Genomic DNA, 26,896 nt, shown 5'->3' on the forward strand with positions numbered 1-26,896 from the left:
TCTAGCATCAAGGGTATAGATACTGTAATGATTAAAAAAGCGAGGTGTCTGGATGATGAAGTTGGAAAAAAATCACGATCCCCATTTAAATGCCGCATGGATTGACCAATTTTTGGACAATCGCACACCCCTAAAAGAAATAACCTACGAAACAGAACAATATTTTAATGCCATCAAAAAAGACTTTGCCACTAGCAAATATTCTCAGCAGAAAAAAACAATGGTGCAACGAATCTGGTCTTTATTTTCAGAGACATTTACGATAGAAGACGAACATCATTTCAAGAGCGTTGTTTCGGGGAACGAGCTTTTTCCGTCGTGGAAAGAGAGGCTAGACCAAGAATACCGAAAGCTGGAGTCGACCATTACAGATCGCGTTACTGTTACCGATTTCGGTGCAATGGGAGATGGAATGACCGATAGCACAGCTGCATTTTATAGAGCTTTTGGCAATGGAGCGGTGGAAGTAAAAGTTCCGGCAGGAGTTTATATAGTTAAAGGCTTGCGTATTCCATCTTGGACGCGTCTCGTTGGGGCAGGAAAAGGAAAGACAATCATAAAACTTCATCCAGATGCACCGCGCAGGGCACGGTTACTGACTAACCGCAATTACATAAAAGGTAACCGCAACATTTCTGTCGAGCATTTAACGTTAGACTGGCATGTAGAACGTCTGGGTGATAGGGAAAAAACGAGTACAGGCAATAATTACTCTAGTTGTTTAACTTACTCAAATCTTACGTATGGTTGGGTAAAAGATGTGGAAGCACTCAATCCAGGATTGCACTGTTTTGACATTACGGCCCCACTTTATAATTACGCAGGCGATGGTTTGCGAGGAAAAGGCGGTAGCCAATTTGTTTGGCTTGATGGCGTGAGTGGTTCAGGATTTGGTGACGACGGAGTGACGACGCATCATAGCGATTATATTTTTGTCTCAAACTCTCATTTTAGTGACCCGAGTGGACGAGCTCATAAAAAAGGGTTTTCAAATTCGAATGGATTTGAAGTTGACGACGGCTCGCGTCATGTTTGGCTTGTAAATAACTCTAGTGCACGTTGTTTTGGTGGTGTGGAAATAAAAGCCCATGCGGATTCTTCAGCAGCTACAGGTGTTCATATATCTGGCCATTTATCAGTTCACGATAATCGTTCGTTTAATTTTCGTCACATTGGTCATCATAAAAAAGACGATCCACAGTCGTTATCAGCCTTTAATATTCGTGCTCAAAAGTTAATATCAATTGAACCTACTGAAACAATTTTGTATAAATCTTCATCTCCCCGCTGTTTAGTGGTGTCAGGTTATCGTAATGTGGCCATCAACCGTTTTTTATTTATTGGCGATCCAAACTATGACTACAAAAACAAGCCGGCTATCGCTATTCAGTACCGGGCAACCTGTGTTTCATTGACCAATGGCGTTATTGAAAACTTTACGACTGCAAACGCTGATGTGTCCATTGCTGGTGGTGAACACAGTGCGAATAGTGTACGAGTGAAAAATATTTTAAGCATTGCTTCGGCGAAACAAACAGTGCTTGTTGGAGAAGGAAGCGGTTTAGTTCATTTAGAAGAAATTCGGAAACGAAGCAATCTTTTTCTTTAATCAATCGCTAATACTTGGTGTGTACAGAGCTAACTTTTAATCGCCTGTCGAAATTTGACGAAAAATTTCATTAAAGTCTTGTCAAACAGCTATCAAAGCTTTACATTTGACTACATTCCTTTTTATAATAGATAGATATACTTTTGGAAAAAATGAAAACAAGGTGGGCAATTATGTCTAAAGATCAAGTGAGAACAGCTGAAGATGTATTCGAAATGGTTGCGTCTTATATGAATGCCGATCATGTACAAACGATCAAGAAGGCATATCAAGTTGCGTATGATGCCCATATGGGACAATTCCGCAAATCGGGAGAACCATATATTGTGCATCCGGTTCAAGTAGCAGGGATTTTAGCAGATTTACAAATGGATCCCGCCACAGTAGCAGCAGGCTTTTTGCATGATGTAGTAGAAGACACGGAAGTTAGCCGTGAAGACATCGTCCATGATTTCGATGAAGAAGTAGCAATGCTGGTTGATGGTGTAACCAAGCTGAGCAAAATTAAATATTTATCAAAAGAAGAACAACAGGCGGAAAATCATCGGAAAATGTTTGTTGCTATGGCACAAGACATTCGTGTCATTTTGATCAAACTCGCCGACCGACTGCACAATCTTCGTACTTTAAAATACCAGACTGTCGAAAAACAACGCATCAAAGCAAATGAAACGCTGGAGATTTTTGCTCCGATTGCGCACCGTCTTGGAATCAATACCATTAAATGGGAACTAGAAGACACAGCGTTGCGTTATTTAAATCCGCAGCAGTATTACCGTATCGTCAATTTGATGAAAAAGAAACGGACCGAACGAGAAGATTATTTAAATAAGGTTATGGCAGAGGTTCGCGTACAACTCGATGAAGTCGAGATTAAAGCGGATCTATTTGGTCGGCCTAAACATATTTACAGCATTTACCGTAAGATGGCGATTCAAAACAAACAATTCAATGAAATTTATGATTTATTGGCCGTGCGTATTACGGTAGAAAGCATTAAAGATTGCTACGCTGTGCTTGGAATTATTCATTCAACATGGAAACCAATGCCGGGTCGTTTTAAAGATTATATCGCAATGCCAAAACAAAATTTGTACCAGTCGCTTCATACGACGGTTATTGGTCCGCAAGGCGACCCGCTTGAAGTGCAAATTCGTACAGAGGAAATGCACCGCATTGCTGAATACGGAGTAGCCGCACATTGGGCGTATAAAGAAGGCAAAATTATCGATAAACCGAAAAGTTCCGTCGATTCCCGTTTGTCGTGGTTCCGAGAAATCCTTGATTTCCAAAACGAATCCGATAATGCTGAAGAATTCATGGAATCATTGAAATACGATTTGTTTTCAGACATGGTTTATGTATTTTCACCAAAAGGCGATGTAATCGAAATGCCAGCAGGTTCTTGTTCGATTGATTTTGCATACCGAGTGCACTCGGAAATCGGCAATAAAACCATTGGCGCTAAAATAAACGGCAAGATGGCACCGCTCGATACGGAATTGCATACTGGAGATATTGTGGAAATTTTAACTTCCAAGCAGTCATTCGGCCCGAGTCGTGATTGGTTGAAAATTGCCAAATCAACACAAACCAAAAACAAGATCAAGCAATTTTTCAAAAAACAATTGCGTGAAGACAATGTGCAAAAAGGGCGCGAACTGATCGAAAAAGAAATTAAAGCACAAGAGTTTCCGTTGAAAGAAGTATTAACAAACGACAATATTAAACGTGTTTGCGAGAAGTTTAACTTCGCGGGCGAAGACGATATGTATGCGGCAGTTGGCTTTAACGGCATCACTGCCCAACAAGTCGTAAACCGTTTAGCTGAAAAAATGCGCAAAAAGCGTGAGCAAGAAGAAGCAATCGAAAAAATTACCGTTGAAATGAAATCCAACATCCCGAGAAAGCAAACAGAATCAGGCGTTATTGTTAGAGGAATTGACAATATGATGATTCGCTTGTCAAAATGTTGCAACCCGGTACCAGGAGATAACATTATTGGATTTATTACAAAAGGTCGCGGCGTATCTGTTCACCGGACCGATTGCCCGAACATTCACTCCAATGAAAACGATCGACTGATTCCAGTAGAGTGGGAAAATGAAGGCATACCTGACAATAAATCGTATCAAGTGGATATTGAAGTCCAAGCGTATGACCGCACTGGTTTGATCAATGAAGTGATGCATATGGTCAGTGAAGCGAAAACAACCATTACGGCAGTTAGTGGTCGAGCAGACAAAGATAAAATAGCTACCATCAATTTGTCGATTATGATCGCGCATATTACACATTTGAATCGCGTCACTGAAAAAATCAAATCAATTCCGGACGTCTATTCGGTTCAGCGCGTAACGAATTAAGGAGGCAATATGAGAGTAATTTTGCAACGCTCTAAACAAGCATCAGTGACAGTCGACGGCGAAACAACCGGTGCGATTAGCTCAGGTTACGTCTTGCTTGTTGGCATCACTCATGAAGATACAGAAAAAGATGCCGACTATTTGGCTGGGAAAATTGCACAACTTCGTTTGTTTGAAGACGAAGAAGGCAAAATGAATCGGTCTATTCTCGAAAATGGCGGCGAAATCTTATCAATTTCTCAATTCACATTATATGGTGACACTAAAAAAGGTCGACGCCCAAGCTTTGTCGCAGCGGCTCGCCCGGAAGTAGCCGAACCGCTTTGGCAGGCGTTTAACACAGCGCTTGAAAGTCACGGACTCGTTGTCGAAACTGGCGTTTTCGGTGCCATGATGGATGTTCAGTTAGTCAATGACGGCCCAGTGACAATAATGTTGGAGTCAAAATAGCCTATTTGGAGAGAAGTACAAGGTGAAGTTGCCTTGTGCTTCTTTTTTTGTTTGTTATGGAGAGAGGATATGCGCGGTTGGAGGTAGGATGCGCGCGGTCTGAGGGAAATACGCGCGGTGCTGAAGAAATACGCGCGCTCGCCAGAAAATACGCGCGGTACAAAAGAAATATGCGCGCTCGCCAGAAAATACGCGCGGTGCTGAAGAAATATGCACGGTCGCTAGAAAATACGCACGGTCGCCAGAAAATACGCGCGGTGCTGAAGAAATACGCACGTTCCGCGAGAAATACGCGCGCTAGCCAAAAAACGCACAAAAAAAGCACGGAGGAAGATTCCTCCGTGCCACATGTTTATTCGGCTAATTTAGCATCAAAATAATTGATAATACCCGTATAAAGACCAAGCGCTGCTTGTTCGCGGAATTGCTTGCTTGTTAAGACGCGTTCTTCATTAAAGTTGCTCAAGAAGCCAAGTTCAACCAAAACAGCGGGTTGCTTATTTTCGCGAAGTACGAGGTAATTACCTTGTTGAACGCCACGATCTTTTAAAGTGAGCTTTTTGCCAAGCTCTGAATTGAGGTACTCGGCTAATTCTTTTTGGTATTCGTGTTGATAATAAGAAGTGAATCCTGAAATGCTGCTGTCATCAGTAGCGTCGTAATGAATGCTAATAAAGGCATCCGCTCCAGCTTGATGACTACCAGAAACGCGTGTGCGTAGGTCGACATAAGTGTCAGATTGCCGTGTCATGACAACTTCTGCGCCGGCGGCATTAAGGTGATGAGACAAAATTTCAGCTGTTTTTAACGTTAGTTCTTTTTCTTGCGTTTTGCGGACGCCAACTGTGCCACCATCATTCCCGCCGTGGCCTGGATCGAGGACGATAGTTAAGCCGTTTAATGTACCTTTTTTGCGGACAGTCGTTTCGCTTTGTTGTTTAGCAAATGCATCTTCAGTCGATACAACCCATTCTGCGACAAAGGCAGTTTTGCCATCTGGCAATGTTACTTGATACCAATCATCTTGTTTTGCAAGTACGGCTAATTTATCACCTGCATTTGCGCGACTAGCTACTTCAGAAGAAGTGGTCGCTGCAGTTCGTAAGTTTGTACCATCTGTTAAAATGACGACGGATTCGTTTATGTCACTTTGTACCGTCTCAACCGTTTGATCAGACAATTGGCCATGAAACGCATAAACCCAGCCGATTTTGTCTTTAGTCAGTTCGATTTCTACCCAATTTCCTGCCATTGATAAGACGGGGAAGACTTGGCCTTTTTGCACAGTATCTTGAATTTTTGAGCTCAAGTCAGGTTTTGAGCGAACATTTAATGCATTTACCACTACTTCAAAAGAGGAGACTTTAGAAATAGCTGTTTTTTTCTCTTCTTCTGTTGACTCTGTTTCGATAGGTGCTACGGTCTCTTCAGCAAAACTAATGTATTGTTTTGAAACAAAACCGCGCGAATTCCGGAAGTTGATTTCAATCCATTCACCTGCTGTACTTACGACTTCCGCTCGGTCGCCTGCGTTCATTTTCGTTAAAACGGCAGCCGATAAATCGGGTTGTGAGCGAACGTTTAAGCCGTTAACCGAAGAAACGGCGGTTTGTCCAGTTGTTTTTTCCGCATCGCCACTTGTAGTCGTTAACCATGAAGCAATCCAGCCTTCTTGCCCATCAACTCGGACTTCCAGCCAATCGCCTTGTTTAGATACGACAGATGCCGTTTGCCCTTGTTCCAAGTCACCAGTCACGCTATAAGAAAGTCCAGGACCTGACCGAACATTAACCGTTGTGCCGGTAATTTCCACGGTGCCGGTGTCGGCAAATACGTGATTTTTATCCAACAACGGAAAGATGGCAGCTATAATTAAAATAAATGAAATAATTGCAAGTAATCCTTTGTGTTTCATGCCATACCCCCAATAAAAACTTCTCTTCAATAGTATCAAAAAACAAAGCGCTTGTGTCAAAAAGGTTGACAAGCTCTCAGTGAGTTATTAAGATTGATTTATTATACTTATATTATTTGCTGACGACGAAGAAAGTAATTGCATGAATTGGCTGAAAAGAGAGGGGAAGTCTCGGGCTGTAAACTTTCCTACAGACACCTGCGATGAAGAACACTTTCGAGGCTTTTTTCTGAAAGGCGCTTGCCGCTTAATAGGAAAAAACGGAACCGGCCGTTACCCGGAATGAGAGGATGCATCTTTTTGCATCAACTAGGGTGGAACCGCGGAAGCTAATACAAGCTCTCGTCCCTTGCGTAAAGCAAGGGGCGGGAGCTTTTTTGTATGGAAAAATAAAGGAGTGTTTCAAGAGATGAATATTCAAGCACCACGCGGCACGTATGATGTGCTGCCCGATCAATCAGCAAAATGGCAAGAAGTTGAACAAAAAATTAATGACTTGTGCAGACTTTACCAATACAAAGAAATTCGCACACCAATTTTCGAACACACGGAATTATTCCAACGCGGTGTAGGTGACACAACTGACATCGTTCAAAAAGAAATGTACACATTCCAAGACCGAGGCGATCGTTCATTAACACTACGTCCTGAAGGTACTGCATCCGTCGTTCGATCTTATGTAGAAAATAAATTATTTGGTATGCCCGATCAACCGGTCAAATTATTTTATACTGGCCCAATGTTCCGCTATGAGCGTCCGCAAGCAGGACGTATGCGTCAGTTTGTGCAATTTGGCGTGGAAGCAATCGGTTCAAAAGATCCGGCAATAGATGCTGAAGTTATTTCACTCGCGATGGAAGTTTATCGCTCTGTTGGACTTAAGCAGTTGCGTTTAGTGATCAATTCTCTTGGTGATACAGAAAGCCGCATTGCGCACAAAGAAGCATTGATCAAACACTTCGAACCGAGTATCAATGAATTTTGTAATGATTGCCAAACGCGTTTAGAGAAAAATCCATTGCGTATACTGGATTGCAAAGTAGACCGCAATCACCCGTTAATGGCAACCGCACCATCACTTACAGATTATTTGAATGAAGAATCACGTGCTTATTTTGAGGAAGTGCAATCATACCTTTCAAGCATGGATATTGAATTTGTCGTGGATCCGAATTTAGTGCGCGGCCTTGATTACTATAATCATACAGCTTTTGAAATTATGAGCGACGCTGAAGGATTTGGCGCGATTACTACTTTAGCTGGTGGGGGTCGTTATAACGGACTTGTCGAAGATTTAGGCGGGCCAGATTCACCAGGAATTGGATTTGCGATGAGTATCGAACGCCTATTATTGGCTCTTGAAATGGAAAAAGTCGTCATCGGACAATCAAATAACTTAGAAGTATACGTTGTTGCGATGGACGAAACGACTAAGAAAAAAGCCTTTGCAGTTGTTCGTGACTTACGCGTAAACGGCATTTCAGCAGATATGGATTTCACAGGGCGTAAAGTAAAAGCACAGATGAAATCTGCTGATCGCAAAGGAGCTGCATTTGTCATCGTCATCGGCGAAACAGAACTAGAAAGCGGCAAAGTGGCATTAAAAGAAATGGCGACGGGTGAGCAGCAGGAAATGTCATTCGACGAAATCGCAGCAAGCTTATTGAAAAAGAAATCACTGGAGGAATAAATATGTCAAGAACGCATTATTGTGGAGAAGTCAACGAAACGGCTATTGGACAACGTGTAACATTAAAAGGGTGGGTACAAAAACGCCGCGACCTTGGCGGATTAATCTTTGTGGATGTTCGCGACCGCTCTGGAATTGTACAAGTTGTGTTCAATCCGGAAATTTCAAAAGAAGCCGCTGCTATTGGTGAATCATTGCGCAATGAATTTGTAGTACACATTGACGGCCTGGTAGTAGAAAGAGCAACAGGTCAAATTAACGCAACGATGAAAACGGGGAAAATCGAAGTACAAGTTGATCATGCAAAAGTGATCAATGCTGCCAAAAACCCACCTTTCGCAATCGAAGACAACACTGATGTTAGCGAAGATTTGCGTTTAAAATACCGTTATTTAGACTTACGTCGCCCGGCGATGTACGAGACTTTCAAAATGCGTTCAGATGTCACCAAATCGATTCGCCGCTTTTTAGATGAAGAAGGATTTATCGAAGTGGAAACACCGATTTTGACAAAATCTACTCCAGAAGGCGCTCGCGATTATTTAGTACCAAGCCGTGTTCATGATGGTGAATTTTATGCATTGCCACAATCTCCTCAATTGTTTAAACAAATGTTGATGGTTTCTGGGTTTGATAAATATTACCAGATTGCACGCTGTTTCCGTGATGAAGATCTTCGCGCTGACCGTCAGCCAGAATTCACACAAATCGATATGGAAATGAGTTTCCAGTCAATGGAAGATATTATTGGCATGAACGAGCGCTTAATGGTTCAAATGATGAAAGATGTGAAAAAAATCGACATCGAACCAACTTTCCAGCGCATGAGTTATACAGAAGCAATGGATCGTTTTGGCTCAGACAAACCTGATGTGCGTTTTGGTCTAGAACTTGTGGATGTTTCAGATTTAGTGAAGGATTCAGCGTTCAAAGTATTTACTGGCGCAATTGAAAATGATGGTCAAGTAAAATTGATTAATATTAAAGGTCAAGCGGCAAATTATTCGCGTAAAGATATCGATGCATTAGGCGCATTTGCTGCTGTTTACGGAGCAAAAGGACTTGCTTGGTTGAAAGTGGAAGAAGAAGGCGTGAAAGGACCGATTGCTAAGTTCTTCGAAGGCGAAGCAGCAACTGCCTTAACAGACCGTGCACAAGCAGAAGCAGGCGACTTATTATTATTTGTTGCAGATAAAAAATCGGTAGTTGCAGATGCGCTTGGTGCACTTCGATTGAAATTTGGTAAAGAATTAGGGTTGATTGACAGCTCGGTTTATAAATTCTTATGGATTACGGATTGGCCACTACTTGAGTACGATGAAAAAGATGGTCGCTACTATGCAGCTCACCATCCGTTCACAATGCCGTTTGAAGAAGACTTAGACAAATTGGCAACAGATCCGCAAAGTGTTCGTGCACAAGCCTATGACTTAGTGTTAAACGGCTATGAACTAGGTGGAGGATCAGCACGGATTTACCGTCGTGAAATCCAAGAGCAAATGTTTGAAGTTCTAGGCTTTAGTAAAGAAGAAGCTAACGAACAATTTGGTTTCTTAATGGAAGCTTTTGAGTACGGAACTCCGCCACATGGCGGGATTGCATTCGGCTTAGACCGTTTAGTTATGTTGTTAGCAGGCCGCACGAATTTGCGTGACACCATCGCATTCCCTAAAACGGCGAGCGCTAGTGATTTGTTAACAGATGCACCAAGTACAGTGTCGGGTGCGCAGCTGGATGAATTAAGCTTATCGCTGAACATTCAGAATAATAAATAATATTAAACTAAAAGACTTGTCTAAATAAAAAAGCTGTGTTAATATACGGGTATAGAGAATCCTGATGTGTTCGTTTTAAGCAATTCGATTTTGACCCAACATTATGTCGTCGGGAGATCAAATTTCGCCATGGCTAACATGCCTTAACGGGAAGTTATAAGTGGTGAAGAGGTCACCCACCTGCTTTCAGCGGGTTCAAACGATGCGCAACAACAAAGACGGCACGATTGGGATTCTTAATAAAAAAATCATTTTTATCCCTTAGACAATTTATTGTTTAAGGGATTTTTTATGTGTATAATCCCTATTATGCGTATCAACTTTGAAAGGCAGTGGCTCTAATGTTACATCAGTTCTCAAGAAACGAGTTAGCAGTAGGAAAAGAAGGCATCGAGTTATTAAAAAATTCAACAGTGGCAATCCTCGGAATCGGAGGCGTAGGTTCATTCGCCGCTGAGGCATGTGCACGAAGTGGCGTAGGTACGATTATCCTTGTGGACAAGGACAACGTCGATATTACCAACATTAATCGCCAGCTTGTTGCCAATTTATCAACAGTTGGAAAATCTAAAGCAGGTGTGATGAAAGATCGCATCGCCGACATTAATACCGAATGTAACGTCATTTCGTTGCACATGTTCTATACAGAAGAAACATGTGAAGAATTTTTCAGTTACAATCCCGATTATGTTATTGATGCATCGGATACGATGATTTATAAAGTTCATTTAATGGAAGAGTGCTATAAACGTGGCATTAAAATTATTGCGAGCATGGGAGCGGCGAATAAAACCGATCCAACACGCTTTAAAATTGCGGATATTTCAAAAACACATACGGATCCATTAGCAAAAATTATTCGCAAGAAATTACGTCAATCTGGGATTCGTAAAGGTATTCCGGTTATTTTTTCAGACGAAAGCCCAATCATTGTTCGTGAAGATGTGGTGGAGAACGTTGGTAAGCCGGATGCAAGCATTCGTAAAGCGCAGATGCCGCCGTCCTCAAACGCATTTACACCTTCTGCAGTTGGTTTGATTGCTGCGAGCTGGGTAGTGAACGATATAACCAAATCCATTCCGATTACACGTGTTCGCATGAATTAATTAGCAGCCGGCTCTTTTCATGAGCCGGTTTTTCTCTGTTGTTTTAATGAAAATGAAAAAGCCATTTCCAATTCAGGAAACAGCTTTTGTCAAAGTGCATCTATAGTTTTTCATACTCTTTTTACTTTTTATTTTTCCGGAAGCTTTTTAGTTTTTCATAAATTCCGGCGAATTTCTTTTCTTCCCCAGCAATAACGGGTTTATAGAATTCAGCTTTAGTTACTTCTTTCGGTAAATAGTCTTGATCTGCCCAGCCACCAAACGAACCTACCGGCGTGTCGTGAGGATAGCGATAGCCTCCGTGACCGAGTTCTGCGCTTCCGGCATAATGCGTATCACGTAAATGCATCGGGATGTCACCGACTTCACCTTTGTTAATAGCACTAGTCGCTGCATCAATGGCTTTATAAGCAGAATTGGATTTTTCGGAAAGACACATTTCAGCCACTGCTTGTGCCAGCGGAATGCGGGCTTCTGGCAAACCGAGGCGATCAGCTGCTTGGCACGCTGCAAGAACGTGCCCTCCGACGGCTGGGTTGGCAAGTCCAATGTCTTCATAAGCCATAACGAGTAAACGCCTGGTTACTGCTGTTAAATCTCCATTTTCAAGCAAATGTGCCAAATAATACATTGCAGCGTTCACGTCGCTACCACGAACTGATTTTTGTAATGCAGAGAGCAAATTGAAAAAGTGAGATCCTTTTTTATCGCCAAACACACCAACACGTTTGATCATTTGTTCGACCATTTGATCTTCTACAATAAATTTCCCATCAATTTCATCAGATGCAATCACAATTGACTCTAGCATCGTCAACGCTTTTCGGGCATCGCCGTTTGTGCCATCTGCGATGCGCTCTACTTGTTTTTCAGAAATCTCGATTTGTTCGTTGCCAAGTCCTCGTTTTGGTTCGGTTAAAGCGGCGTTTAGGAGTTGAACGATGTCTTCGTGAGATAATCGTTTTAACTGTTTGATTTCACCGCAACGCGAACGAATCGCAGGATTAACATCGTGAAACGGGTTTTCAGTCGTCGCGCCTATCAAGACAATCGAGCCGCTTTCGACATGTGGTAACAATGCATCTTGTTGTAATTTATTAAAGCGATGGATTTCATCGAGAAATAACAACACTTTTCCAGTCATCCGAGCTTCGGTAACGACTTCTTCGACATCTTTCTTGCCAGAAGTTGTGGCATTCAAAGCGATAAAAGGTAAATTCGATGTCCCTGCGATAGCGTGAGCGATGGAAGTTTTACCGATTCCAGGTTCTCCGTAAAGTAGCATCGATGGTACATGACCATTGCTGATCATTTTATATAAGGCCGTATGCGGGCCAATCACATCTTTTTGTCCGACAACTTCGTCAATTGTTCGAGGACGCATGCGAAAAGCTAAAGGTTCATTGTGCATTAGAAAACTCCTTTCATGCATTCGTTCTATCAGTATAGCGTTTAGGATTTCAAAAGTCATTGCAAGTCCATTCGTGTCGAATTATGCTATACTGTTTTGAAGAATATACGCAGTTAAACCGGCGATTTTAAGATGTATTATTAGCATTATTCTGTTAATAAAACTAGTCGCACGTAGGGAATTATTCGAGAAGAGTAAATTCGATTTTTTATCGAGAATAATTTATTTATTTTAAACAAGTATTTATATAGTTAGCTATTTCTATTAAACAAGTATGGAGTAAACTAGCGGAGACTCCCGCGGTAAAGCGAGACAGTCAAGACCCTGCAGAAGCATAGCGACGAAGCGGCTTGGCGCTCGCCCGCAGGAAAGCGCAGCTAGTTTACGGAATACCAATCTTATGAAAATTATCAAACTTAGAGGTGTACTCATGAAAATTTCAACAAAAGGCCGTTATGGGCTTACGATTATGATCGATCTTGGAAAACATTACGGCGAAGGCCCGTTACCGCTACGTAAAATCGCAGCACAAAATGACCTTTCTGAAGCTTATTTAGAACAATTAGTCGGCCCGTTACGTAATTCGGGATTAGTTAAAAGTGTCCGTGGGGCATATGGTGGCTATATGTTAACTCGCCATCCAAAAGAAATTTCAGCTGGAGACGTCATTCGTGTTCTCGAAGGACCTATTCAGCCAGTTGAAGGCATCGAAGACGAAAAACAACCTCAGCGCGAACTGTGGGTACGCATACGTGATGCAGTGAAAAACGTTTTGGATACGACCACAATCGAAGATTTAGCAAATGCTGAAAACGATGATACTGAAAACTATATGTATTATATATAAGGAGTTTACAAATCATGAATCGAATTTATTTAGACCATGCGGCGACTTCGCCGATGCACCCGGAAGTAATCGCGACTTTTTCTGAAGCACTGGCTTCAGTTTATGGCAATCCGTCAAGCATTCATACGACTGGTAGAGCTGCACGTAAAGTGTTAGACGATGCGCGTAAATTATTAGCGAACAGTATTCACGCGGATGATAACGAAATCATTTTTACCAATGGTGGAACAGAAGCGGATAATTTAGCGATTTTCGGCACTGCTGCAAAAAAGACTGGAAAACATATTATTACAACAGTGATTGAACATCATGCGGTCTTGCATGCTTGTGAAAAGCTAGAGCACGAAGGCTATGACGTAACTTACTTAGCAGTTGGCGAAAATGGTTGCGTGCGAGCAGAAGACGTGAAAAATGCGCTTCGTGACGATACAATTCTAGTGTCGGTCATGTTGGGTAATAATGAAGTCGGAACAATCCAACCCATTGCCGAGATTGGTGAGTTGTTAAAAGATACAGCAGTGACATTCCACACTGACGCGGTTCAAGCATTTGGTATATTGCCGATTGATGTCAACTCGTTAAACGTTGATTTACTATCGGTTTCTGCGCATAAACTAAATGGACCTAAAGGTGTTGGTTTTTTATATCAACGAAAAGGAACGGCACTTTCTCCACTTCTTTACGGTGGAGAGCAAGAACGTAAACGTCGCGCGGGAACGGAAAACGTGCCGGCAATTTCAGCATTTGCTAAAGCAGCAGAACTTGCGTTAGCAACGATGGAAGAAAAAACGTCAACTTTTAAGCAATACAAAATGATTTTCAAAGACGTTTTAGATAAACAAAACGTTGAGTATAAAGAAAATGGCAGTAATTCTATGCCGCATATTTTAAATCTCAGCATTTCAGGCATTGAAATTGAGTCGTTTTTGATCAACTTGGATTTAGCGGGAATATCAGCTTCTAGCGGATCAGCATGCACAGCGGGATCAATCGATCCTTCTCATGTGCTCGTTGCCATGTATGGAGAAAAGGCTGTTGAAATTCGTAATTCCATTCGATTTAGCTTCGGCTTAGGACTAACGACTGAAACTATTGAACAAGCTGCTGAAAAGACAGCGAAAATCAGCCAACGTTTGGCATTAAAATGAAAAGGTGAATAAAATGACAAAAGCACCACAAGATACACGAGTTGTTGTCGGTATGTCCGGAGGGGTCGACTCTTCGGTTGCCGCTTATTTATTAAAAGAACAAGGCTATGACGTTATCGGTATTTTCATGAAAAACTGGGATGATACCGATGAAAATGGCGTATGTACCGCTACAGAAGATTATGAAGATGTCATTCGCGTATGTAACCAAATTGGCATTCCGTATTACGCTGTGAACTTTGAAAAGCAATATTGGGACAAAGTCTTCACGTATTTCTTAGAAGAATACAAAGCAGGCCGCACACCAAACCCAGATGTAATGTGCAATAAAGAAATTAAATTCAAAGCATTTCTAGAGCATGCATTAAGTTTAGGTGCTGATTATTTAGCGACGGGTCATTATGCACAAGTAGAGCACGCAGAAAATGGCGAAACAAAAATGTTGCGTGGTAAAGACAATAATAAAGACCAAACTTACTTTTTAAATCAGTTAGATCAACATCAATTGTCGAAAGTGATGTTCCCGATTGGTCACATGGAAAAGAAAAAAGTCCGTGAAATCGCTCTAGAAGCGGGACTTGCAACAGCCACTAAAAAAGATTCCACTGGTATTTGCTTTATTGGAGAACGTAATTTTAAAGAGTTTTTAGGTCAATATTTGCCAGCGCAACCGGGTCAAATGGAAACCTTAGAAGGCGTTAAAATGGGTTCGCATGACGGCTTAATGTATTATACAATCGGCCAACGTCAAGGTCTTGGCATCGGCGGGGCAGGAGATCCATGGTTTGTTATCGGTAAAGATTTAGAGAGAAATGTTTTGTATGTTGGGCAAAATATTCATCACGATGCTCTTTTCTCAGATAGCTTAACTGCGGTAAACTTAAGTTTCACATCAAATACAGCACCAACCGGTATTTTGGAATGCACAGCAAAATTCCGTTACCGTCAGCAAGATGTCGGCGTATCTGTGGAATTTAAAGGTGAAAGAGCAATCGTCACTTTTGCAGAACCAGTACGTGCGATTACACCTGGTCAAGCAGTGGTCTTTTATGACGGCGAAGAATGTTTAGGCGGCGGAACCATCGATCACGTTTTTAAAAACGGTGCACGATTGGAATATGTAGGCTAATGGGAGAGACAGCAATGAATTATAACGAAATTGGTATACAAGCCTTGCAAGAAGGCAATACAGAAGAAGCTATTAAAGCTTTTACGCAAGCAATCGAAGAAGAGCCGGAAAATCCGCTTGGCTATATTAATTTTGGTCATGTATTAACGTCGATGGACGAAACCGATCGTGCAGAGCGCTTTTTTCAAAAAGCCATTACGCTAGATGATACGTCTGCGACAGCTTTTTACGGCTTAGCTAACTTGTATTTCAATTCAGAGCGTTATTCAGAAGCATTAAAACTTTATGAAAAAGCGTTGCAATACGAAATTGAAGGCGCGGATGCGCATTTCATGATTGGCAAATGTTTTGAGAAAATGGAACAGCCAAAATTAGCGCTTCCTTATCTTCAACGTGCAGTCGAATTAGATGAAACAGATGTTCAAGCGCGGTTGAGTTATGGCGTTAGCTTAGCTTCAATGGAATTGTTTGAACTAGCAGAACCACAATTTTTAGAAGTGATCAGAAGAGATCCAAATCATTCGGATGCTCATTATAATTTAGGTGTTCTTTATGCAGTTTCGACAAATCGCAAAGAAGACGCTATGTATCACTTGAAACAAGCATATACGTTTGATGAGCGCAACGAAATGGCGCGCTATGCTTATGATATGATTGCAACAACATTGGAATAGCTATATGAAAAGGAGACGACAGACATGACTGGACAAATCGATTTATTTCAAGAAGAAAAACAATTTGTATTAGGGCGTCCTGTCGTCTCGATTTTTCATAACCCCCAAAATTTATTCTCCATCGCGAAAGTGAAAATCCAAGAAACTAACACCCCTTACACTGAAAAAGAAATCATTGTCTCTGGCTACTTTCCAATGTTGACACTTGAAGAACAATACCGTTTTACCGGAGTGGTGAAAAATCACCCGCGTTACGGTGTTCAATTTCAAGTAGAAACATTTACAAAAGAAGTGCCTGAAACTGAACAAGGCATTATCCATTATTTATCAAGTGATATGTTTAACGGAATTGGTCGGAAGACTGCCGAAACCATCGTTAAAAAACTAGGCAAAAATGCCATTAAAAAGATTTTAGAAGACCCGGATTCACTTGATAAAGTTCCGCGCTTATCTGATGACAAAAAAGATACAATCCGTGCAACGCTTCAAATGAACTTGGGGCTTGAACGGGTGATGATTCAATTAAATGATTGGGGCTTTGGTCCACAAATCGGGATGCGGATTTATCAAGCTTATCGAGAAGAAACCATTGATATTTTGACGAAAAACCCATTTCAATTGATTGAAGAAATCGAAGGAATTGGTTTTCAGCGTGCCGATGAATTGGGCATGAAGCTTGGTATTACAGGCAGTCACCCCGATCGTATTAAGGCATCCATTTTACATATACTCAACCAAGCTTCGTTATCAGATGGTCATGTTTATGTTGACGCGAAGACCTTAATCCCGATGGTCAAAGAAATGCTTGAAGCACGTCAACAAGCAGAAATTTCGATTGAAGCGATCTCAAAAGCCGCAATCGAGTTAAATGAAGAAGGCAAAGTGGCGGGTGAAGAAACTCGGCTTTATTTGCCTTCGCTTTACTATTCAGAAGTGGGCATTGCCACTAAACTAGAAACTTTGTTATTAGAGCAAGAATCGCGTGCGAAATTCCCAAGTTCAGAAGTTCGCAAAGCGCTTGGTGAAGCGGAAGAACGGCTCGGCGTTAATTATGCTGAAACGCAAATTGACGCAATCGAAAGTAGCATCAATTCATCGGTCATGATTTTAACAGGAGGACCGGGTACAGGGAAAACAACTGTCGTTCGTGGACTCGTAGAAATTTATGCCGAACTGCATGGATTGTCGCTCGATCCAAAAGAATATGCTAAAAAACAAGAGCCATTTCCAATCATTCTCGCAGCCCCAACAGGACGTGCAGCAAAACGTTTGAGTGAATCAACCGAGCTACCGGCCATGACAATTCACCGTTTACTCGGCTTTAACGGTCAAGAAAAAGACGAAGAAACCGAAAAAGAAATCGAAGGCAAATTGATCATCATCGACGAAATGTCGATGGTCGACACATGGCTTGCGCACCAATTGCTAAAAGCAGTACCAGAAGATGCACAATTGATTTTCGTTGGTGATCAAGATCAACTGCCACCGGTCGGACCAGGACAAGTATTGCGTGATTTACTCGAATCAAAACGGATTCCAACAGTAGAATTGACTGATATTTACAGACAATCATCAGGTTCATCGATTATTGAACTTGCACACCAAATGAAAAACGGCCAATTGCCAGAAGACATTACAGTGAAAACGGCAGATCGTTCTTTTATTAAAGCTGGTGCTGATCAAATTCCGTCTGTTGTTGAAAAAGTTGTAAAAAGTGCTTTGTCTAAAGGTCATTCCATTAAAGATATACAAGTTCTTGCGCCAATGTACAAAGGACCTGCAGGAATCGATGCCTTAAATCGACTCATTCAAGAAATGGTCAACCCAAATCCTGACGGCAAAAGAAAAGAGCTGGTGTTTGGGGACATCACCTACCGAATTGGCGATAAAATACTTCAACTTGTCAATCAACCTGAAAGCAATGTTTTTAACGGCGATATGGGCGAAGTTGTTGCCATCATGAAAGCAAAAGAAACCGTCGAAAAACAAGACATGTTAGTCGCTTCCTTTGATGGAATTGAAGTTACTTACGAACGTAGCGATTTAAACCAATTAACATTAGCTTACTGCTGTTCTATTCATAAGTCGCAAGGCTCTGAATTTTCAACAGTTATTATGCCAATTGTTCGAGGTTATATGAAAATGCTGCGCCGCAACTTGCTTTATACCGGCATCACACGAAGTAAAGACTTTCTAGTGCTGTGCGGGGACCCAGGTGCTTTCCGTTACGGCGTTGAACGGACAGACGATACGCAACGCATGACCACATTGCAAAGCCGTCTAGCAGTCTCAACAGAAGAACCGAAAACCGACCAACAAATAAAGCAACACGAAGAAACAAAGCAAAGCGGACCAGTAAGCTTAACAACCGAAAATGCCCACGCCATCCACCCAATGATCGGTATGGAAGGCGTCACCCCACAAAAGTTTATGGAAGCATAAAAGTTAGTTGTGAAGAAGATATTCCGCAAAATAGCTACGCTTTCTGCGGGCTTGCGCTGAACTAACTTGGGCTTGATGCCCGAGTGGATTTTAGCACTTCGCTTTCCCGCAGGAGTCTGCGCTATTTTGCTACATATCTTAAGATTTAACTTTTAGAAGAAAGAGCGTAAGGCGGCGACTCCTGGGGAGACAGCACGAGCTGAAGACCCTGGACTGAGCGCAGCGAGGGAAGCGGCTGAGGCCGTGCCCCCGGAAAGCGTCCGCCTGGAGCGATTTCTTCAAGTCACTATTGACATCACTCAAAGCTTTTTCTATAATTCAAATTAGAATGATAGACAAACACATTGATGGAGACAGTATAAAATCGCATTCGGACAGAAACGGGATCCTCGGCTGAAAGGTCCCGACGACATTCGATTTTAGAAAGCTACTCCGGAGTGCAGCTAATCCCTGCCGTTGAACCGCGTTAAGGTGTTCGAGAGACACAAAGCCACCAGCTTTGTGTAACTAGGGTGGTACCGCGAAATAAAGCCTTCGTCCCTTTTTTGGGATGGGGGCTTTTTATATTGTAGAGGAGGAAGAATAGATGAAAAACTTGAAAGCAGAAGACATTAGACAAATGTATATCGATTTCTTTAAAGAAAAAGGTCACGACCAGGAGCCAAGTGCGCCGCTAGTCCCTTTTGAAGATCCGTCTCTATTGTGGATCAACAGTGGAGTGGCTACATTAAAAAAATATTTTGATGGCCGTGTGATTCCAAACAACCCGCGTATCGTCAACGCACAAAAATCGATTCGTACAAACGATATTGAAAATGTTGGGAAAACGGCACGTCACCATACATTTTTCGAAATGTTAGGGAACTTCTCAATTGGTGAGTACTTTAAAACGGAAGCAATTCACTGGGCTTGGGAATTCTTAACAGACGACAAATGGATCGGTTTTGATGCTGATAAATTATCGGTAACGATTCACCCAGAGGACGAAGAAGCATACGCGATTTGGTTGAACGAAGTCGGCGTGCCAGCTGAACGTATTATTCGTTTAGAAGGGAATTTCTGGGATATCGGTGAAGGTCCAAGTGGTCCAAACTCAGAAATCTTCTACGATCGTGGCGAAAGCTATGGCAATGATATGAGCGACCCTGAATTATATCCAGGCGGAGAAAACGAACGTTATTTAGAAATCTGGAATTTGGTATTTTCGCAATTCAACCACAACCCAGATCATACGTATACGTTACTTCCAAAACAAAACATCGACACAGGAATGGGCTTAGAACGTATGGCTTGTGTTGCGCAAGATGTTCCAACTAACTACGATACCGATTTGTTTATTCCGATTATCGAAAAAACGGAAGAAATTTCTGGTAAGAAATACGGAGAAAACGCTGAAATGGACATGGCCTTCAAAGTAATTGCTGACCATATCCGTACCGTAGCATTTGCAATTGGTGACGGAGCACTGCCATCAAATGAAGGTCGTGGCTACGTATTGCGCCGATTGTTGCGTCGTGCTGTTCGGTACGCGAAAAAACTAGGTGTGGAACAACCATTTATGTATGATTTAGTCCCAGTTGTTGGAGACGTGATGAAGAGTTTTTACCCAGAAGTTAGCGACAAGCAAGATTTTATAATTCGTGTGATGAAATTGGAAGAACAACGTTTCCATGAAACACTTCACGACGGTTTAACTATTTTATCTTCTGTAATTGAAAAACAAAAAGCAGCTGGTCAAAGTGAAATTCCGGGTGAAGATGCTTTCCGTTTGTATGATACGTACGGCTTCCCGGTTGAATTAACTGAGGAATACGCAGAAGAAGAAGGCATGGCTGTTGATCACAAAGGATTCGAAACAGCGATGCAAGAACAACGTAATCGTGCACGAAATGCACGTCAAAACGTTAATTCAATGCAGTCTCAATCTGAAGTATTGGGGAATATTAAAGAAGCTAGTGAATTTATTGGCTATAGCCAAACGGTTTCAGACGCTAACGTATTATTCATCATTAAAGACGGTGAGGTTGTTGAGAGCGCACAAGAAGGCGAAGAAGTTGACGTTATATTAGATCAAACACCATTTTATGCAGAAAGTGGCGGTCAAATTGCCGATCGTGGAACATTGAGCAATGATTTAGTTCAAGTATCTGTGTTAAATGTTAAAAAAGCGCCTAACGGTCAAAACTTGCATTCTGTACGTATAGATACGGGAGAATTGACGAAATCGTCAGTGCTCGCACAGGTGGATGCTTCAGAACGTCGTCACACGGTGAAAAACCACACAGCGACACATTTATTGCATCAAGCGTTAAAAGATGTTTTAGGAACTCATGTAAATCAAGCAGGGTCATATGTTGGACCAGACCGTCTTCGTTTTGACTTTTCTCATTTTGGTCAAGTTACAAAAGAAGAACTTGAAACGATTGAACAAATCGTTAACGAAAAAGTATGGGACGGCATTGCGGTTCAAACAGGCTATCATAACTTGCAAGAAGCAAAAGAAATGGGCGCGATGGCATTGTTCGGTGAGAAATACGGAGATGTTGTACGTGTTGTAGAAATTGGTGGATTTTCTCTAGAATTATGTGGTGGCGTCCATGTATTAAATACATCTGAGATTGGCTTATTTAAAATCGTTTCTGAAGGCGGCATTGGCGCAGGTATTCGCAGAATCGAAGCAGTAACAGGTAAAGGTGCATATGAAAACTTAAAAGATAGTGAGAACGTCTTAGAAAGCGCAGCTGGATTATTAAAATCATCTCCAAGAGATATGGTTCAAAAAGTACAAACTGTTCAAGCAGAGATGAAATCATTACAGCGTGAAAATGAGTCCTTGCTTGCGAAAGTTTCTAATGCGCAATCGGCAGGAATTTTAGATGCAGCTCAAAAAGTTGGCGATATCACAGTTTTGTCGGTGAAGGTTGAAGCAAAAGACAATAACCAATTGCGTCAGATGATGGATGATTTGAAATCGAAAATGGACAAAGCGGTTATTGTACTTGGTGCGACAGATGGAGACAAAGTAATGCTGGCAGCTGGAGTTACAACAGACTTGGCTGGTGGAGATTATCATGCAGGACAAATCGTTAAACATGTGGCCGAGCAATGCGGCGGTAAAGGTGGCGGTCGTCCAGATATGGCGATGGCAGGCGCTAAAGATGCAAGTAAGTTAGACGAAGCACTAAAATCGGTTTACAGCTTAGTTAAATAGGTTTAATAAATCCACGCTATCGGTTATAATGAAAAACAGACAGCAGGAGCAATTATTTCTATTTAAAATCCGAAAGCGAGGTGCTTGTCGTGAGTTCATTTGATCGCACAATGAAATTCGATTCGTCTGATGAGTCGATGGAACAAGAAGTCAAGCAAGTAATGCTTCAGGTACATTCTGCACTTGAAGAAAAAGGCTATAACCCGATCAATCAGATTGTCGGCTATTTATTGTCAGGTGATCCGGCTTATATTCCTCGCCATCAAGATGCGCGAAATATGATTCGCAAACTGGAACGAGATGAAATTCTGGAAGAGCTTGTAAAGTTCTATATTAAAAAGAATAACGAGGAATAATGATGCGCATAATAGGACTTGATGTTGGTTCAAAAACAATCGGAGTAGCCATTAGTGATCCGATGGGGTGGACAGCCCAAGGAATTGAAACCATCAAAATAAATGAAGCAATTGAAGAATTCGGAATGCAACGCCTTGGTGAACTGATAAAGCAATATGAAGTGACCGAAGCCGTTGTTGGCTATCCGAAAAACATGAACAATTCAATTGGACCACGTGCTGAAGCATCCGAAAGATTTGCAGCTTTACTAAAAGAAGCGTATAATATACCGGTGGTGCTTTGGGACGAGCGGCTAACGACGTCGGCAGCAGAGAAGATGTTGATCTCCGCAGATGTCAGCCGTAAAAACCGTAAAAAAGTGATCGACAAGATGGCAGCAGTAATGATATTGCAAGGTTATCTTGATTTTAAAAAATAATGAGGTGACGTAAATGGAACACGGACAAGAACACATTACAGTCGTTGATGAAAACGGCAACGAGCAATTATTTGAAGTACTATTTACATTTGAGTCAGCAGACTTTGGAAAATCATATGTTTTGTATTTCCCAGTTGGCGCTGAAGAAGATGAAGAAGGCGAAATTGAAATCCATGCATCTTCTTTCACTGAAAACCCTGAATCAGATGAAACTACAGTAGGTGGCGGAGAGCTTCGCCCGGTAGAAACTGACGAAGAATGGGACATGATTGAAGAAATGTTAAACACGTTCCTTGACGAAGAAGAAGAAAACGAAGAGCTTTAAAATGTGAAGGACGGAATTGATTGTTGATTCCGTCTTTTTCTTTTGCGCACTTTTCTTGTATACTAGTAGAAGTTGTACAAAAATAGTCCGACTTCTGTAGAACAGAAAAGCTGGGGGGAAAACCCGTGGAAAAACAGACAAAGAAAGATATCATGTTTGAACGCATGAAAGAAAAGAAAAAGGAAGTGAGAGTCGTCCGACGCATTGTATTTATTATTGCGCTAGTCCTATTAATAATTATAGGAATTGCAGGCTTTCAAACTTATAATTACATCTCCAATGCATTAGAACCGGTTGATCCGGATTCTGAAGAAATCATTACGGTGGAAGTACCAATTGGTTCGAGTTTGGACGGCATTGCGGCATTACTTGAAGAAAATGGTGTAATAACCGATGCCCGGATTTACAAATACTATGTTAAGTTTAAAAACGAATCCGAGTTTCAAGCAGGCACGTATGACTTAGTGCAGTCAATGACATTGGATGAAATTACAGAGAGTTTGAAAACCGGTAAAGTTTACCACGAACCTCTCTATACCATCAATGTTCCAGAAGGCTTAACAGTAGAAGAAATTGCAGAAAATGTTATCGCTAAAAAAACCGACTATACGGCGGAAGAATTTTTAGAGAAAATTAAAGATCCTGCATATATTGAAGAATTAATGATTAAGTTTCCTGATTTGTTAACAGATGAAATACTGGGTGAAAATATTCGTTATGCACTTGAGGGGTATTTATTTCCTGCCACTTATCCTGTGTACGAAGAAAATCCACCTCTAACAGTACTCATTGAACAAATGCTTGATACGACACAAGCAAATGTGATGCAATATCAACCTATATTAGAAGAAATGGAGCGGTCTCCACATTGGTTGTTAACGTTTTCTTCACTATTAGAAGAAGAAGCAACAGCACAATCGGATCGTCAAACCATCGCGAGCGTCTTTTATAATCGTTTAGAAATCGATATGCCGTTGCAAACAGATCCAACAGTACTTTATGCAATGGGTGAACACAAAGATCGTTTGTTTAATACTGATTATGAATTTGAGCATCCTTATAGCACTTATCAAAATAAAGGGCTACCACCGGGGCCAATCGCAAATGCTGGATTATCTTCAATTGATGCAGTGCTCGACCCTGCTGAAACCGAATATTTTTATTTCTTGGCTGATAAAGAAGGCAAAAACCATTTTGCTAAAACTTATGAACAACATTTGGCTAACCGAGATAAATATATTGGCAATTAAGAACCACGAGAAGGAAGCGTCCTCGCTTTCCTTCTCTTTTTATGATAATATTTGAATTGATTTTTGCGTAGTCGAAAAGGAGCTTTCTTGTATGGTGAACAATCAATTATCTACAACGCTACAAGCGATTCAGGACTATGCCATTGCGCATCATGTACCAATCATGGAAAATCAAGGTATTGAGGAACTTGTCGAACTTCTAAAAGCTCAACAGCCTGAAAAAATTCTTGAAATTGGTGCGGCGATCGGATTTTCCGCGATTAAAATGACTGAAGCTTTGCCAACCTGTACAGTAGATACAGTTGAACGCGACGATTCTCGCTATCAAAAAGCGCTAGAATTTATCGAGCAATCAGGTTTTGGAGACCGCATACGCATTTTTCATGCAGATGCATTAGAACTCTCACTTGCTGATTTGAAGCCGGAGTATGATGCGATTTTTATAGATGCAGCAAAAGGTCAGTATGAGCGATTTTTTGATAAGTATGAAGCTTTGTTGGCAAAGGACGGCATCATATATTGTGATAATATGGCTATGCATGGCCTTTCAGATATACCACTATCGGAAGTGCCAAGAAGAAAGCGGACAATGATCCGTAATCTGGCGACTTTTAAAGAACATATGCTGAATGACGCTCGTTATGATACGGAATTATTATCATCGGGTGACGGCATTATGATTTGCAGAAAAAAATAAGCACATTAAAAAGATGTTTGCAGGGAGCTAAATGATATGTCTAAGAAACGGCCGGTCGTTATTGGAATCGCAGGGGGTTCGGGCTCGGGAAAAACGAGTGTAACGAATTCAATCTATGAAGTGTTTAAAGAAAACTCAGTTGTAGTAATCGAGCAAGACTATTACTATAAGGATCAAAGCCATTTGGCTTTTGAAGAACGTTTAGAGACGAATTATGACCATCCATTGGCATTTGATACTGACTTGCTAATCGAGCATATTAATGACTTGCTTGAACGCCGCCCAATCGAAAAACCTATTTATAATTACGCACTTCATACTCGTGCAGAAGAAACCGTAATTATTGAACCAAAAGATGTCATTATTCTAGAAGGCATATTAGTGCTTGAAGATTTACGCTTACGTGAATTAATGGACATCAAGCTGTTCGTAGATACAGATGGCGACCTTCGCATAATCCGTCGTTTATTGCGTGATATCAATGAACGTGGTCGGACAATTGATTCTGTCATTGAACAATATTTGACGGTTGTTCGTCCGATGCATAACCAATTTATAGAACCAACAAAACGTTATGCAGATGTAATTATTCCTGAAGGTGGACAAAATGAAGTAGCGATTGATTTAATGGTTACAAAAATTAAAACTATTCTTGAATAGATTGTAAAACTATAATATGATGATACGAGACTGACGGATGCAGGCATCCAGGTCAGCAGTTGAAGGAGTGGGAAGAATGGCTAACGAAAAACAATTTCCAATGACAGCTGCAGGAAAGCAGAAGTTGGAAGATGAATTAGACTTTTTGAAAACGATTAAACGTAAAGAAGTGGTAGAACGTATTAAAATCGCGCGTGACTTTGGTGATTTGTCTGAGAACGCTGAATACGATTCAGCAAAAGAAGATCAGGCTTTTGTAGAAGGTCGCATTTCAACACTGGAATCGATGATTCGCAACGCGGTTATCATAAATGAAAACGAATCAAACAAAGATATCGTGCGTTTAGGAACAACTGTTACATTTATCGAAGTTCCAGATGGCGATCAAGAATCATATACTATTGTAGGTTCAGCAGAAGCAGATCCATTAGAAGGTCGTATTTCAAATGATTCTCCAATTGCGAAAAGCATGATCGGCCGCACAATCGGTGAGCGCGTCAAAGTGTTAACACCAGGCGGAGAAATGGAAATCAAGATTCTGTCAATCATGTAAAAAAAAAGCGGCCATTCTATAAAAGGAATGGCTGTTTCTCATTAACAAAACTTTAGTTGAAACGAAATTATGGTTGAAACGTCAAATTTGTCATACGGATTTAATGGTAAACTATTTAAGAAAGGGGGACATCTAATGTCTAACGAAGAAAAGCCGTATCCCTCTCGTTTGAAGAAAAAGAAAAATCGGTCAAACACGATTTTAAATATTATGATCGGTTTGGTATTCGCATTGATTCTTATTATTGGCGTATCGATGCTATTTAGTGGAGGAAATGATCAGGCCAAAGATCCTGAAGCCGTAGTAATTTCACCTGAAACCGATGAACAAACGAGTGATTCAGGAGATAGCGAAGACGATAACGAAGAACAAGCTGAACCTACAGATGAAGAAAAAGAAGCAGCTAAAAAAGCTGATGAAGAAAAAGAAAAAGAAGAGGCTATCAAAGGTGGGACCATCACTCGTGAAGACTCAAGCGATCCAATCGTAGAAGAAACAGTGATTAACACGAGCTGGGAAGCGATAGGCACCGAGCAAAAAGGTGATCATGTTTCAGTTTATCAAAAAGATTCACAAGACTGGAATGAAAAAGTCAAAGCAGTTTCTTATGCGACAGGATTAGACGCTAATAATATGTACGTTATGATGATAAAAAATGGCGGAGGTCCACAAAAGTCAGTCGCTACTGTGCAGTCTAAAGACGAATCAGAAAAATACCGTGTCCACCTAGAATGGGTTGACGGCGAAGGCTGGAAACCAGTGAAAATGGACGTCTTAAACACCTTGAAAGGCGCCTACTAATCAGGCGTCTTTTTTTATGATTTCTACAACCAACACGTGAACAGGAAAATTCGAGAGAGATG

The 26,896-nt window shown here is 41.3% G+C and carries 22 protein-coding genes, 1 other RNA gene and 2 other annotated features; of the genes, 21 read left to right on the forward strand and 2 right to left on the reverse strand.

The genetic code is table 11. The features are described from left to right. Positions 1-55 precede the first annotated feature (55 nt). The 3 genes from MLE13_RS04920 to dtd all read left to right on the forward strand — a co-directional run bounded on the left by MLE13_RS04920 (position 56) and on the right by dtd (position 4,425). Entirely contained in the window at positions 56-1,609 is a 1,554-nt protein-coding gene (locus tag MLE13_RS04920) for a glycoside hydrolase family 55 protein (RefSeq protein ID WP_240748331.1), read from the forward strand. Positions 1,610-1,782: 173 nt separating this feature from the next. Next, positions 1,783-3,975 carry a RelA/SpoT family protein gene (locus MLE13_RS04925; RefSeq protein WP_240748332.1) on the forward strand — a complete coding sequence of 731 codons (2,193 nt, stop codon included), beginning with the start codon at positions 1,783-1,785 and terminating at the stop codon, positions 3,973-3,975. 9 nt (positions 3,976-3,984) lie between these two features. Continuing rightward, positions 3,985-4,425, forward strand: coding sequence for a D-aminoacyl-tRNA deacylase (gene dtd / locus MLE13_RS04930; RefSeq protein WP_240748333.1), 441 nt, complete (start codon positions 3,985-3,987; stop codon positions 4,423-4,425). Positions 4,426-4,777: 352 nt separating this feature from the next. On the opposite strand, the gene MLE13_RS04935 is transcribed toward dtd, so the two are convergent. Further along, positions 4,778-6,340 (reverse strand): SH3 domain-containing protein, encoded by a 1,563-nt coding sequence (locus tag MLE13_RS04935; protein ID WP_240748334.1) that lies wholly within the window; start codon positions 6,338-6,340, stop codon positions 4,778-4,780. 113 nt (positions 6,341-6,453) lie between these two features. Next, positions 6,454-6,693: a binding site (T-box leader), on the forward strand. Positions 6,694-6,749: 56 nt separating this feature from the next. Here MLE13_RS04935 and hisS point away from each other — a divergent pair. The 4 genes from hisS to MLE13_RS04955 all read left to right on the forward strand — a co-directional run bounded on the left by hisS (position 6,750) and on the right by MLE13_RS04955 (position 10,911). Beyond that, on the forward strand, positions 6,750-8,030 hold the full coding sequence (gene hisS / locus MLE13_RS04940) for a histidine--tRNA ligase (protein ID WP_240748335.1): 1,281 nt from the start codon (positions 6,750-6,752) through the stop codon (positions 8,028-8,030). A 2-nt stretch (positions 8,031-8,032) separates the two neighbouring features. Then, on the forward strand, positions 8,033-9,805 hold the full coding sequence (gene aspS / locus MLE13_RS04945) for an aspartate--tRNA ligase (protein WP_240748336.1): 1,773 nt from the start codon (positions 8,033-8,035) through the stop codon (positions 9,803-9,805). A gap of 55 nt (positions 9,806-9,860) precedes the next feature. After that, a non-coding RNA gene (gene ssrS, locus MLE13_RS04950) (6S RNA) lies at positions 9,861-10,043 on the forward strand. Positions 10,044-10,146: 103 nt separating this feature from the next. After that, complete coding sequence (locus tag MLE13_RS04955) at positions 10,147-10,911, forward strand: tRNA threonylcarbamoyladenosine dehydratase (protein ID WP_240748337.1); 765 nt, start codon at positions 10,147-10,149, stop codon at positions 10,909-10,911. 121 nt (positions 10,912-11,032) lie between these two features. On the opposite strand, the gene MLE13_RS04960 is transcribed toward MLE13_RS04955, so the two are convergent. Then, entirely contained in the window at positions 11,033-12,322 is a 1,290-nt protein-coding gene (locus MLE13_RS04960; RefSeq protein ID WP_240748338.1) for a replication-associated recombination protein A, read from the reverse strand. A 430-nt stretch (positions 12,323-12,752) separates the two neighbouring features. Between MLE13_RS04960 and cymR the strand changes: the two genes are divergently transcribed. The 14 genes from cymR (at position 12,753) to MLE13_RS05030 (ending at position 26,834) form a co-directional block, all read left to right on the forward strand. After that, a complete protein-coding gene (gene cymR / locus MLE13_RS04965; protein ID WP_240748339.1) occupies positions 12,753-13,169 on the forward strand; it encodes a cysteine metabolism transcriptional regulator CymR in 417 nt (138 codons plus the stop codon). Between the two features lie 14 nt (positions 13,170-13,183). Further along, the gene (locus MLE13_RS04970; protein ID WP_240748340.1) at positions 13,184-14,317 is read left to right on the forward strand and encodes a cysteine desulfurase family protein; all 1,134 of its coding nucleotides are present in this window, start codon (positions 13,184-13,186) and stop codon (positions 14,315-14,317) included. 13 nt (positions 14,318-14,330) lie between these two features. After that, a complete protein-coding gene (gene mnmA / locus MLE13_RS04975; protein ID WP_240748341.1) occupies positions 14,331-15,446 on the forward strand; it encodes a tRNA 2-thiouridine(34) synthase MnmA in 1,116 nt (371 codons plus the stop codon). 14 nt (positions 15,447-15,460) lie between these two features. Further along, positions 15,461-16,120 carry a tetratricopeptide repeat protein gene (locus tag MLE13_RS04980; RefSeq protein ID WP_240748342.1) on the forward strand — a complete coding sequence of 220 codons (660 nt, stop codon included), beginning with the start codon at positions 15,461-15,463 and terminating at the stop codon, positions 16,118-16,120. Positions 16,121-16,144: 24 nt separating this feature from the next. Further along, positions 16,145-18,562: an SF1B family DNA helicase RecD2 gene (gene recD2 / locus MLE13_RS04985; RefSeq protein WP_240748343.1), complete on the forward strand. Its 2,418-nt coding sequence runs from the start codon at positions 16,145-16,147 to the stop codon at positions 18,560-18,562. 335 nt (positions 18,563-18,897) lie between these two features. Next, positions 18,898-19,107, forward strand: a binding site (T-box leader). Between the two features lie 41 nt (positions 19,108-19,148). Next, complete coding sequence (gene alaS, locus MLE13_RS04990; protein WP_240748344.1) at positions 19,149-21,773, forward strand: alanine--tRNA ligase; 2,625 nt, start codon at positions 19,149-19,151, stop codon at positions 21,771-21,773. Positions 21,774-21,862: 89 nt separating this feature from the next. Beyond that, entirely contained in the window at positions 21,863-22,129 is a 267-nt protein-coding gene (locus MLE13_RS04995; protein ID WP_006828732.1) for an IreB family regulatory phosphoprotein, read from the forward strand. Positions 22,130-22,131: 2 nt separating this feature from the next. Beyond that, a complete protein-coding gene (ruvX, locus tag MLE13_RS05000; RefSeq protein ID WP_040851237.1) occupies positions 22,132-22,548 on the forward strand; it encodes a Holliday junction resolvase RuvX in 417 nt (138 codons plus the stop codon). A gap of 13 nt (positions 22,549-22,561) precedes the next feature. Then, on the forward strand, positions 22,562-22,873 hold the full coding sequence (locus MLE13_RS05005; RefSeq protein WP_008498957.1) for a DUF1292 domain-containing protein: 312 nt from the start codon (positions 22,562-22,564) through the stop codon (positions 22,871-22,873). 125 nt (positions 22,874-22,998) lie between these two features. Further along, positions 22,999-24,123: an endolytic transglycosylase MltG gene (mltG, locus tag MLE13_RS05010; RefSeq protein WP_240748345.1), complete on the forward strand. Its 1,125-nt coding sequence runs from the start codon at positions 22,999-23,001 to the stop codon at positions 24,121-24,123. A 91-nt stretch (positions 24,124-24,214) separates the two neighbouring features. Next, the gene (locus MLE13_RS05015; RefSeq protein WP_240748346.1) at positions 24,215-24,820 is read left to right on the forward strand and encodes an O-methyltransferase; all 606 of its coding nucleotides are present in this window, start codon (positions 24,215-24,217) and stop codon (positions 24,818-24,820) included. Between the two features lie 36 nt (positions 24,821-24,856). Then, a complete protein-coding gene (udk, locus tag MLE13_RS05020; RefSeq protein WP_240748347.1) occupies positions 24,857-25,480 on the forward strand; it encodes a uridine kinase in 624 nt (207 codons plus the stop codon). Between the two features lie 76 nt (positions 25,481-25,556). Beyond that, entirely contained in the window at positions 25,557-26,033 is a 477-nt protein-coding gene (gene greA / locus MLE13_RS05025; protein WP_240748348.1) for a transcription elongation factor GreA, read from the forward strand. Between the two features lie 135 nt (positions 26,034-26,168). After that, positions 26,169-26,834, forward strand: coding sequence for a DUF1510 family protein (locus tag MLE13_RS05030; RefSeq protein WP_240748349.1), 666 nt, complete (start codon positions 26,169-26,171; stop codon positions 26,832-26,834). The last annotated feature ends 62 nt before the right edge of the window (positions 26,835-26,896 follow it).

The organism is Planococcus halocryophilus, from assembly GCF_022489025.1.
GTDB classification, from domain to species: Bacteria; Bacillota; Bacilli; order Bacillales_A; family Planococcaceae; genus Planococcus; species Planococcus halocryophilus_A.

Coding starts and splice junctions, on each gene's coding strand:
- MLE13_RS04920 (WP_240748331.1), top strand. CDS start 56: ATGAAGTTGGAAAAAAATCACGATCCCCATTTAAATGCCGCATGGATT.
- MLE13_RS04925 (WP_240748332.1), top strand. CDS start 1,783: ATGTCTAAAGATCAAGTGAGAACAGCTGAAGATGTATTCGAAATGGTT.
- dtd (WP_240748333.1), top strand. CDS start 3,985: ATGAGAGTAATTTTGCAACGCTCTAAACAAGCATCAGTGACAGTCGAC.
- MLE13_RS04935 (WP_240748334.1), bottom strand. CDS start 6,340: ATGAAACACAAAGGATTACTTGCAATTATTTCATTTATTTTAATTATA.
- hisS (WP_240748335.1), top strand. CDS start 6,750: ATGAATATTCAAGCACCACGCGGCACGTATGATGTGCTGCCCGATCAA.
- aspS (WP_240748336.1), top strand. CDS start 8,033: ATGTCAAGAACGCATTATTGTGGAGAAGTCAACGAAACGGCTATTGGA.
- MLE13_RS04955 (WP_240748337.1), top strand. CDS start 10,147: ATGTTACATCAGTTCTCAAGAAACGAGTTAGCAGTAGGAAAAGAAGGC.
- MLE13_RS04960 (WP_240748338.1), bottom strand. CDS start 12,322: ATGCACAATGAACCTTTAGCTTTTCGCATGCGTCCTCGAACAATTGAC.
- cymR (WP_240748339.1), top strand. CDS start 12,753: ATGAAAATTTCAACAAAAGGCCGTTATGGGCTTACGATTATGATCGAT.
- MLE13_RS04970 (WP_240748340.1), top strand. CDS start 13,184: ATGAATCGAATTTATTTAGACCATGCGGCGACTTCGCCGATGCACCCG.
- mnmA (WP_240748341.1), top strand. CDS start 14,331: ATGACAAAAGCACCACAAGATACACGAGTTGTTGTCGGTATGTCCGGA.
- MLE13_RS04980 (WP_240748342.1), top strand. CDS start 15,461: ATGAATTATAACGAAATTGGTATACAAGCCTTGCAAGAAGGCAATACA.
- recD2 (WP_240748343.1), top strand. CDS start 16,145: ATGACTGGACAAATCGATTTATTTCAAGAAGAAAAACAATTTGTATTA.
- alaS (WP_240748344.1), top strand. CDS start 19,149: ATGAAAAACTTGAAAGCAGAAGACATTAGACAAATGTATATCGATTTC.
- ruvX (WP_040851237.1), top strand. CDS start 22,132: ATGCGCATAATAGGACTTGATGTTGGTTCAAAAACAATCGGAGTAGCC.
- MLE13_RS05005 (WP_008498957.1), top strand. CDS start 22,562: ATGGAACACGGACAAGAACACATTACAGTCGTTGATGAAAACGGCAAC.
- MLE13_RS05015 (WP_240748346.1), top strand. CDS start 24,215: ATGGTGAACAATCAATTATCTACAACGCTACAAGCGATTCAGGACTAT.
- udk (WP_240748347.1), top strand. CDS start 24,857: ATGTCTAAGAAACGGCCGGTCGTTATTGGAATCGCAGGGGGTTCGGGC.
- greA (WP_240748348.1), top strand. CDS start 25,557: ATGGCTAACGAAAAACAATTTCCAATGACAGCTGCAGGAAAGCAGAAG.
- MLE13_RS05030 (WP_240748349.1), top strand. CDS start 26,169: ATGTCTAACGAAGAAAAGCCGTATCCCTCTCGTTTGAAGAAAAAGAAA.